The sequence below is a fragment of the Seonamhaeicola marinus genome, assembly GCF_008085455.1.
Genome location: NZ_VSDQ01000679.1, coordinates 1,092,925 through 1,102,632, shown reverse-complemented (window position 1 = coordinate 1,102,632; position 9,708 = coordinate 1,092,925). Strand labels below are relative to the sequence as shown.

The following is a 9,708-nucleotide window of genomic DNA, read 5'->3' as shown; positions in this document are numbered from 1 at the left end:
TTGTACGACTTAATCAACAACAAACGTCATTAAGAGAAATCCCATTTCGAAGTAATCTCATCATCAATAGCTTAAGCTTGTATTTAGGAGATGCCTTTGCTGCACTCGGAATGACGTTCTATACTTAATGGCTCTTTTTAAAGAGAACAGTTTCCTTCCTAACTAGGAGGGCATAAGGGAGGTGTAAAAACCAGCCAAACTACTTTAAGAATAACACACCCCTTACTCCCCTCTTTCTAGAGGGGACACTCATACTCAAAATATGATCTAAAACTAATGTCCGGAATGACGTTGTACGAATTAATCAACAACAAACGTCATTACGAGAAATCTCATTTCGAAGTAATCTCATCATCAATAGCTTAAGCTTGTATTTAGGAGATGCCTTCACTGCGCTCGGAATGACGTTCTATACTTAATAGCTCTTTTTAAAGAGAACAGTTTCCCTCTTAACAAGGAGGGCGCAAGGGAGGTGTAAAAACCAATTAAGCCACTTTATGGAGAATAACACACCCCTTACTCCCCTCTTTTTAGAGGGGGCACTCATGCTCAAAATATCATCTAAAATTAAAGCTCATAACGCAACCTAAACGTAACAAACCTTGGCTGAATGTAATACTCTACAGCACTTACAGATACGTTCCCCGTGTTACTTCTGTTTTGTACTTTAGTATCTAATAAGTTAGTGGCTTTTAGTTCAAATTCCCACTTGCTATCTTGGTCTTTTCTATAGGCCAAAGAGGCATTCCAGAATTCAAAACTGTTAATGGTAGCGTTTTCATCACTAAAATTATTATAAGTATAATCGGTTTTAAAGGTAAACTTCTTAAACAGTAACGCATCAAACTCTGCCGATGGTGCTTTAGTATAGAATTTTGTTCTACTAGCTCCTTGATCGTTATCTTGAATGGTGTGTCTGTAGCTTAACTCAAAGTTAGGTGCATCTCTAAAATTAGTGCTTACACTTGGTCTAAACGTATAGCTATAGTTTTCATTTACAGAAGGCATGCCGTTAATGATCTGGTTGAATTTATTGTAACTAAAATTCCCTGTAACCCTTCCTTTAAACTTACCAATGGTTTTTTCTATACGTCCATTAGCACTGGCGCTTTCGTCTGCAAAATCTGAATTAAACGGTGTACTTACCCTAACCACACTACCTGGTTGAAACTGGGATGTGGTTCTAATTCTATCAATAGTCTTAGTATAGCTTAACCTCGCCATAACGTTGGTGTAATTAAACATATTAAAACTGAAATAATTAAGGTTTAAATTATGCGATAGTGCACTTTCTAATTCTTGATCGCCTTGATACAGGGCATTGTAATTATTCAACACCAAACCTCTAGCCAATTGGTTAACATCTGTAAAGCTTGTACGCATACGATAGTTAAAAATGATTTGCTCGCTATTCTTTAACTGAATGCGCGTGTTAAAATCTGGTAGAACTCTAAAGAAGTTATCGGTATAACTTACATTAAACTGATTGTTTTTAGCGCTATAAGCATGGGCAGACACACCAGGTGTAAAGGTAAAAATACCAGACTTTAAACGGTAATGTAAACCTACATAAGCATCTGAAAAGGTATATGCTATATTATTTCCATCTAATCCATTGGGTAAAGTGTTTGTTGGATTAAAAATGCTACCATTATCTAGATTCTGAAAAATATTAGAGTCGAAATCTTGTTTACTGTACAAGGTTCCTAAAGTCACATTGATGTCGCTTTTGTTATTAATAACATTCCAATAATCTAACTTGGCATCTAACTGATTCGATTTTACACGTTTGTTCTGTGCCACATTATAATCTAACTGTAAATTATCTAAACCAATAGCGGTAGCCGTATTTTCATAGCTATCCTTATCTTCTAAAATGGCATTATAAAACGGATCTTCATCTTTTAATAAATGTTGAACTTCTAAAGCAAAAATGTTGTTATCATTTAAGGTATAGTAATAGTTTAAATTCTGATTAATACTATACGGCGATGTGTTTTCCATCTGATCTATATTCCCTAAAACGGAAGAGAAATACATCTGGTCTTGGGACTCTTTTGACACTCGTGCTAACACATCGTAATCCAACTGATTATTTGTATTTGGTTTGTACGTTGCACTCAGTTTTAACATCCCCAAATCGCTACGCTGTGTGGTGTTACTTTCTGTATCTTCATCTGGAATATTTAAATCGGGATCTGTATAGGTAATGGATCTATTTTCTTCTAATTCGTTTTTGTTATTAGAAAAAATCGCAAAACCACTTAAGTCTAATGTTTTACTTGGCGAATAACTAAAATTAGCCGCTCCAAACTTGGTTTCAATACTTTTAGCGCGGTTATTCTGCATGGTTAAAAATCCAATATCGTTGCTACCCAAATTTAAACTAGTACCACTGCTTCTACTTGGGCTTCTAAAACCACCTGTAAATTTAAAATAGTCTCTACGATTAAAAGCTACTTCGCCAATATTGTTTAAATCACCAATAATATTAACGCTATAATCTGGACTGTAATAAAACAGTTTCGGTTGTGCTAAATACAAGGTTTCATCGGGTGAATCTCCTACACCTCCTGTTACTGTACCAAACCAAAATCTCTTTTTACCTTCTTTAAGTTTAATATTTATGGCAATGTTATCTTGGTTATCTGTTACACCACGTAATTGGTTAACTTCAGAATAGTTTTTAAGTACCTCAACCTTATCTACAGCATTGGCAGGAATATTTTCTACGGCAAGCTTAGAGTCGCCATCAAAGAAATCTTTTCCTTCTACCATTACTTTTCCAACGGTTTTTCCTTCTACTTCAATTTCGCCATCATCATTAAGTTCTACGCCAGGGAGTTTTTTAAGAACATCTCCAAGTTTTCTTTCGGTTCCAGATTTAAAGGAATCAGCATTATAGGTAATGGTATCGCCTTTTATAGTAACTGGCATTTCATATACCAATTCTACCGCATCTAGGGCGTTATCGCTTTGTAAGGTAAAGTTTTTAGTAACGGGCTGATCTTTAGTTTCAACTGCAGCCTGTGCGGATTTCATTCCTACGTAACTTACTTGTAGCGTGTATAAGGTATTTTTTTCTACGGATAACTTAAAGCGACCATCGCTATTGGTTATACCGTAAGCATCAAGCTTTTGTGTGGCCTGATTTATGGCAATAACATTTGCCAACTCAAGTGGTGTGCCAATGCTGTCTTTTACAACACCTTCTAGCCTAACTTGCGCATACGTTGAGCCTACTACTAACAGTAGCACTCCTAAAATTATTCGGTTCATGGGTTAGTTTTTCTGATTGTTTTTGATTGAACTCATCTCATTATCCTCTTCCTCCACCTGGGCGTCCACCTCCTGGTCTGCCGCCACCTCTTCTAAAGTTCTGACGCATCTCCTCCATTTTCTTTTGAGAGATTTCGTCAAACTCCTCTCTAGAAACCTTTTTACCTTTAGATGGTACTTTTATGGTTTCCTTATCGTCTGTATTCATTATGATTTTTGAGCACAAAATAGTTGTTCTACCTTCGTTAACCTCCAAAATTAATCCTGGTAACCCCCAATAATCTGAAGGCCCTTGACTAACTGGTATTTGTGGTGTGTACCATACAACCACATCAACTATATTTTTTTTCTTTTCTGGCTGTTCTTCTTTGTTTTCCTCGCCTGGTCTAGGTCTTCTAAAGTTTACATCTAAGCCGTATTTTATTTTGGTGCCTTCGGCTTTAAAACAGGTATACTGACCAATTTGCTTACTTTCTCCTGTCATTTTCCACTCAAACTCAGGGATAGAGTCCGTTATTAAAAACTTTTTACCAAATACTTCTTGTTCCTGCAAAAAGGCTTTAGATTTTATGCTTTTGTACTGGTTTCCTGCCACGAAATTCCCCATCATCATTCTACCAAAACCACCGCCGCCACCTCCTGGCGCGTCTAGTCTTTCGTCTTCTTTGTAAACAGACTCAGATTTGTTAAAGGTTAAAATATATGTCTTTTCTAAAGCGTTTTTTAATCTGGCAGCGATACGTTTTTTCATATCTTCATCCATTCCTGGTCTACCAAAATTTGCCATATCTATGGTAGTTTTAGACATATAATAGGCTTTACCTTGAAAGTCTTGGGCCGAAAGTGTGTTAGACATTAAAAAAACACAGAAACTCAACGTTAAAAATCTAAAAAGTACTGTTTTCATCTTGAAACTATTGTTTGGTTTGTTACTAATAATTTCTTAGACCTTAGTTGCTGTTCATAGTTTAAATGCCATTCGTTAATATTAAGTTAAAAAATACGAAGCTGGTTTTAAAGCAAAATTACCCGCTGTAGCGTCTTCTTCCCATTCTATTGGCTCTAAACTCCTTCATTTTTTTTAAAACCATATCGCAGTATTCGTCTTTATTAACCTGTTTTCCCTTTGAAGGTGCAATAATTTCCACTTTTTCTTTTGGGTTAATAATAAGTTTTGAACATAATATTGTGGTATTATCTACGCTAACTTCTAAAATGAGCCCAGGAAGCCCCCAATATTCTGATGGACCATGACTAACTGGAATTTGTGGTGTATACCAAGCTACTATTTGAGTTAAATTGTAATCCTCGCTATTAGTCGTTTCGCTCGTCTCTTTTTCCGCCTCTCTCAATTTACTCCATGAAAAGGACCACCATTTTAAAGCTGTAGTAGGTATAACACCAACAGATTTGTAACAGGTATAATTCCCAATCTTCTTTTGCTCTGTGGTCATTGTCCATTCTATCTGTTGTAACTTATCATCTATTAAGAACTTTTTGCCATAAAACTCCTGACTCTGAACGAGTCTATTTTCCTTAACATCTTTATATTGATGGCCTGCTGTAAAGTTCTTTCCCCAAGAATCTGTGGCTCCTGAAATGGCATCTAACACTTCTTCTTCTTTATAAATTGATTCAGTTTTGTTGAACGAAAGCACATAGGTTTTTTCTAGCCTATTTTTTAACCTAGCTGCAATTTGATCTTTTTGCTGCTTATTCATTCTTGCGCCCCAAGTTCCTAGTTCTAAAGTAGATTTAGAATAGTAATAGGCCTTACCTTGGAAGTCTTGCGATACACCAGAAATTGCGTATAAAAACACTAAACATATAGCCGAAAATTTAATTAATGTGCTCATAATAAATTATTTTGTTTAACAAATATAATAAATAATTAAACAAAATAATTTTACGATGCTTAACCTCCTATTCTAATTTCTACCCTTTGGCTATTACCATCGTGTCTTCTATGTTCGTATTTTTCTCGTTGCTCCTTCATCTTTTGCTGTACGATTTTGTTAAAATCTTCGCGGTTTACTTCTTTTCCTTTTGAAGGTTCATTTAAGGTGACCTTGTTTTCAGGATTTAAAACAATCTTACTGCATACAATGGTTTCTTCACCATCATTAACCTCTAAGATTAAACCTGGAAGACCATGAAATCTTCCCGGACCAGAATTCACGGGGATTTGCATGGTGTACCATGCAGTAACAGTAACTTCTTTCATTTCTGGTTCTTGTTCCTCTTCCTCCCTATCTATGGCTTCGTTAAAACTAATTCGGCTTTCAACAATCGGAATCATTCGCTTTTTAGTTGCTTTGTGACAGGTGTAATCGCCAATGTGCTTGGTCTCATTTTCTAGTGTCCAATCATGGGTTTCCAGTTCATCTTTTACCAAAAATATTTTCCCTAGGACTTCACTTTGCGACGTAAATCGGTTTTCTTTGATGTTCTTATACAAGATATCCGACTGACCAGCGGTCATAACCACCATACGCATACCAGCGGCTTGCGGTGCCTCTAGTCCCTTATCTTCTTTGTATAAAGACGCGCCTTTATCAAAGCTTAATACGTAGGTTTTTTCAAATTGCTTTTTTAGCATCTCTGTTACCCGTTTGTACATATCGGAATTCATCTGTGTACTATCAACAGGAATGTCTAGTTTCCGTTTGGTCTTATAGGTTGCCATCCCTTGGAAATCTTGTGCATTTACAGTGATAAACAGCACTGAAAGCATACTAAATAAAATAAATGTTCTGTTCATTTTAATGGGTTTTAATTATATGATCTATTCGTTTTTTGATTGTAATTGAATTACCATACAAATATGACCTCCAAAATTCAAACCCTTAGTTAATGAGTGTTAACTAGTGTTAACCGTTTAGCATTTATTAATATTTACAGCTACTTTTGATGTATGAATGAACAGAAATACAGATGGTTACTCTATACTATTATCACGGTTATAGTAGCTACTATTAGTATTCAAATCTACTGGAATTACAAAAATTACCTTAGCAATAAACAACAGTTAATTAATGATGTTCAAGGTAGTTTAGACAAGGCGGTTGATGACTACTATGCCCTTTTAGCAGAACGCACTACTGTTGGTTTTGCTTTTGAAGGTGATAACCCAGAAGAATTATTAAAAAATGGGGGTAGTATTGATGAGCTTTTATCTGAAATTAGAAACAACACCAATAAGTTCCCGCATTTAGACAGTATTAAAACTAAAGACCTAAAAGGGGTAACTATATTACGAAATAAAGGTGTAGACTCGCTTTTTGCAAGAATTAATAGAGATGCCCAAAAGCACCATCATGATTCCGTAATTAAGCAATTTCATTTTTCCTCTAAACTAAACGACATTAAAACCTTAACCTCTAAGGTGGTTATTTCTATTAAAAACGATACTATACGATTACAGCAGATTGATAGTCTTTTAAATAACGAGTTACAGCGAAAACATATCGATGTTGCGTATAGTCTTAGTTTTAAAAATGCTAAAGACAGTATTAGACATTTTAACCGATTGAAGGTTTTTAATTCCAAAGACGGGAAACAAACTTTAAAAACGTTTTCTAAATCTACCTTTTTACCAAAGAACAGTGAGTTAAAAGTTCATTTTACTAATGAAACAGCTATAATTTTAAAACGAATAATAGGTGGTATTTTAGTATCGTTAGTTTTAATCTTAGCAGTTATCGCTTCCTTATTTTATCTCTTAAAAATCATAAAAGACCAAAAACAACTTGCCGAGGTAAAAAACGACTTAATTAGTAACATTACCCACGAATTTAAAACACCCATCGCTACCATTGGTGTGGCCATTGAAAGTATTAAAGATTTTAACGCTATTGAAGATAAAGAAAAGACCAAAACTTATTTAGACATGTCTAATCAGCAATTGTCTAAACTCAACGTAATGGTTGAAAAACTATTGGAAACCGCCACTTTAGATAGTGATAGCTTAGAACTAAACAGAGAGCCCTATAACCTAAGTACCCTCATAAAACAATTGGTTGACAGACACAAGTTGCAATTAAAGGACAAAACAATTCGTTTTAATTCAGGTTTAGAGGATCTCACGGTTCCTATTGATGTTTTTCATTTTGAAAATGCCTTAAACAACGTTATTGACAATGCCATTAAATATGGAGGAAACAGCATTTCATTAGATTTAATGAAAAGCGGTTCGGATATCATTATAACCATATCAGACAACGGTAACACCCTAACCAAAGCTAATAAAGACCAGATATTTGAGAAGTTCTATAGAGTTTCTACAGGAAATACGCATGATGTAAAAGGTTTTGGTATAGGTTTATACTATACCAAAAAGATTATAGAAAAGCATAATGGCACTATTATTTTAGATTTGAACACGAACCTAACAACGTTTAAAATTTCAATTCCAAATGCCTAATCCTATTACCATACTTTTAGCTGAAGACGAGCCTGCTTTAGGTTTAATTATTAAAGAAAGTTTAGAAACCCGAAACTTTAAAGTTCTACTCTGTGAAAATGGCGAAAAGGCTTTTGAAATTTACAAAAGCCATAGTCCTGAGCTCTTAGTTTTAGATGTTATGATGCCTAAAAAAGATGGTTTTACCCTGGCTAAGGAGATACGTGTTATTGACGATGCGATTCCAATTATATTTTTAACAGCAAAATCGCAAACCCAAGATGTGGTTGAAGGCTTTACAATAGGAGGTAACGATTATCTAAAAAAGCCATTTAGCATGGAGGAACTCATTGTTAGAATTAACAATTTACTCCATAGAACAAAGGTTCAAAAAACAACCGATATATTAAGTATTGGTGCCTACGCTTTTAATTTCCCAAAGCAGACCCTTCGATATAAAAATGAAGATTTGCAGCAGTTAACACATAGAGAGGCACACTTACTATTCCATTTAATAAAGAATAAGAATCAGGTTTTAGACAGATCTCTAATATTAAATAAACTTTGGGGTAATGACGACTTTTTTAGCGCCAGAAGTATGGATGTCTTTATTACTAAACTTCGTAAAAAACTGAGTAAAGATGCTAACCTACAAATACTTAATGTCCGCGGATTCGGCTATAAATTAATTTGCTAAAAGTGGTTTGATTTTTGTACTTTTCCCCTTAAGATGGGGTACAAACTTATTTTTATTCTTTTTCTATCAGTTTCAATCTATGCACAAGACAGTATTGAGACGAAACTTATTAAAAGTACTGATTTTAAAGCCGATAGAATTGTATCGGTAGATAATTTTGGTACCACCTACTACATCCAAAACAATACTTTTTACAAAAAGACAAGTAGCAGTTCATTAAGCTATAACAATTTTCAGCTGGGAGATTTAACTACAGTTAACACCTTTAATCCATTAAAAATAAATCTGTTTTATCAGGACTTCAATACGGCAATAATTCTAGATAATAGACTTGCGGAAATTTTTAAAATTGATTTTAATGCGGTCATCCCTTATAAGAATATTACACATATCTCCACAGGCTTCGATAATACGATTTGGATATTTAATCAAGACTCACAACAGTTAGAATTATACAATTACAAAACCAATAAAACACAAGCAAGATCACTACCTATATCTAGTAAAATTCTAGATTTAAAAAGTAATTACAATAACGTTTGGTTACTTACCGAAGAGTATTTGTATCAATACAATTATTTTGGAAACTTGCTAAATAAGACAGCAAATAATGGTTATACGAAAATGGTAGAAAACAACAATACTGTTGTCTTGAAGAAAGGGACTGATTTATATATGTTTAGAACAGATAATCAAACCGTTACACCTATTCTTCTGCCAAATTTATTAACAAATGCGTTTTTTGTAACCAACGAAACCTTGTATATTTACCACGACCAAACCCTGCAAGAATTTCAATTAAAAACTAACTAACCATTATGCATATTGCAATTGCTGGAAACATAGGAGCTGGAAAAACTACTTTAACCAAACTACTTGCCAAACATTATAAATGGGAGGCCCAATTAGAAGATGTTGTTGATAATCCCTACTTAGACGATTTTTACAATCAAATGGAACGCTGGAGTTTTAATCTTCAAGTGTATTTCTTAAACAGTAGATTTAGACAAGTATTACAGATTCGCCAGAGCGGAAAAGATATCATTCAAGATAGAACGATTTACGAGGATGCCAATATTTTTGCTCCTAACTTACATGCTATGGGCTTAATGACCAATAGAGATTTTGAAAACTACAAATCCTTATTTGAGTTAATGGAATCTCTGGTTCAAGGACCAGATTTATTAATTTATCTAAGAAGTTCAATTCCTAATTTAGTATCTCAAATTCATAAACGTGGTCGTGATTATGAAAACTCAATTANATCTCATTTCGAAGTAATCTCATCATCAATAGCTTAAGCTTGTATTTAGGAGATGCCTTCACTGCG

The 9,708-nt window shown here is 34.4% G+C and carries 7 protein-coding genes and 1 pseudogene; 4 read left to right on the top strand and 4 right to left on the bottom strand.

What is annotated here, in order from left to right:
- Nucleotides 1–567: 567 nt before the first annotated feature.
- The 4 genes from FUA24_RS15630 to FUA24_RS15615 all read right to left on the bottom strand — a co-directional run bounded on the left by FUA24_RS15630 (nucleotide 568) and on the right by FUA24_RS15615 (nucleotide 6,040).
- A complete protein-coding gene (locus FUA24_RS15630) occupies nucleotides 568–3,279 on the bottom strand; it encodes a TonB-dependent receptor (RefSeq protein WP_148543982.1) in 2,712 nt (903 codons plus the stop codon).
- Nucleotides 3,280–3,319: 40 nt separating this feature from the next.
- On the bottom strand, nucleotides 3,320–4,186 hold the full coding sequence (locus FUA24_RS15625; RefSeq protein WP_148543981.1) for a GLPGLI family protein: 867 nt from the start codon (nucleotides 4,184–4,186) through the stop codon (nucleotides 3,320–3,322).
- A gap of 118 nt (nucleotides 4,187–4,304) precedes the next feature.
- Nucleotides 4,305–5,135 (bottom strand): GLPGLI family protein, encoded by an 831-nt coding sequence (locus FUA24_RS15620; protein WP_148543980.1) that lies wholly within the window; start codon nucleotides 5,133–5,135, stop codon nucleotides 4,305–4,307.
- Nucleotides 5,136–5,194: 59 nt separating this feature from the next.
- Complete coding sequence (locus FUA24_RS15615) at nucleotides 5,195–6,040, bottom strand: GLPGLI family protein (RefSeq protein WP_148543979.1); 846 nt, start codon at nucleotides 6,038–6,040, stop codon at nucleotides 5,195–5,197.
- 153 nt (nucleotides 6,041–6,193) lie between these two features.
- Between FUA24_RS15615 and FUA24_RS15610 the strand changes: the two genes are divergently transcribed.
- The 4 genes and pseudogenes from FUA24_RS15610 to FUA24_RS15595 form a co-directional block, all read left to right on the top strand.
- Complete coding sequence (locus FUA24_RS15610) at nucleotides 6,194–7,702, top strand: sensor histidine kinase (RefSeq protein WP_148543978.1); 1,509 nt, start codon at nucleotides 6,194–6,196, stop codon at nucleotides 7,700–7,702.
- Nucleotides 7,695–8,378 (top strand): response regulator transcription factor, encoded by a 684-nt coding sequence (locus FUA24_RS15605; protein WP_148543977.1) that lies wholly within the window; start codon nucleotides 7,695–7,697, stop codon nucleotides 8,376–8,378. The genes FUA24_RS15610 and FUA24_RS15605 overlap by 8 nt, the downstream gene beginning before the upstream one ends.
- A gap of 33 nt (nucleotides 8,379–8,411) precedes the next feature.
- Entirely contained in the window at nucleotides 8,412–9,191 is a 780-nt protein-coding gene (locus FUA24_RS15600) for a hypothetical protein (protein WP_148543976.1), read from the top strand.
- Between the two features lie 5 nt (nucleotides 9,192–9,196).
- Nucleotides 9,197–9,640: pseudogene (locus tag FUA24_RS15595) on the top strand (deoxynucleoside kinase); the annotation flags it as partial.
- Nucleotides 9,641–9,708 lie beyond the last annotated feature (68 nt).

What these genes read in the sequence shown, in the direction of transcription:
- FUA24_RS15605 (WP_148543977.1), top strand. Translation starts at nt 7,695, where the DNA reads ATGCCTAATCCTATTACCATACTTTTAGCTGAAGACGAGCCTGCTTTA.
- FUA24_RS15615 (WP_148543979.1), bottom strand. Translation starts at nt 6,040, where the DNA reads ATGAACAGAACATTTATTTTATTTAGTATGCTTTCAGTGCTGTTTATC.
- FUA24_RS15610 (WP_148543978.1), top strand. Translation starts at nt 6,194, where the DNA reads ATGAATGAACAGAAATACAGATGGTTACTCTATACTATTATCACGGTT.
- FUA24_RS15630 (WP_148543982.1), bottom strand. Translation starts at nt 3,279, where the DNA reads ATGAACCGAATAATTTTAGGAGTGCTACTGTTAGTAGTAGGCTCAACG.
- FUA24_RS15625 (WP_148543981.1), bottom strand. Translation starts at nt 4,186, where the DNA reads ATGAAAACAGTACTTTTTAGATTTTTAACGTTGAGTTTCTGTGTTTTT.
- FUA24_RS15620 (WP_148543980.1), bottom strand. Translation starts at nt 5,135, where the DNA reads ATGAGCACATTAATTAAATTTTCGGCTATATGTTTAGTGTTTTTATAC.
- FUA24_RS15600 (WP_148543976.1), top strand. Translation starts at nt 8,412, where the DNA reads ATGGGGTACAAACTTATTTTTATTCTTTTTCTATCAGTTTCAATCTAT.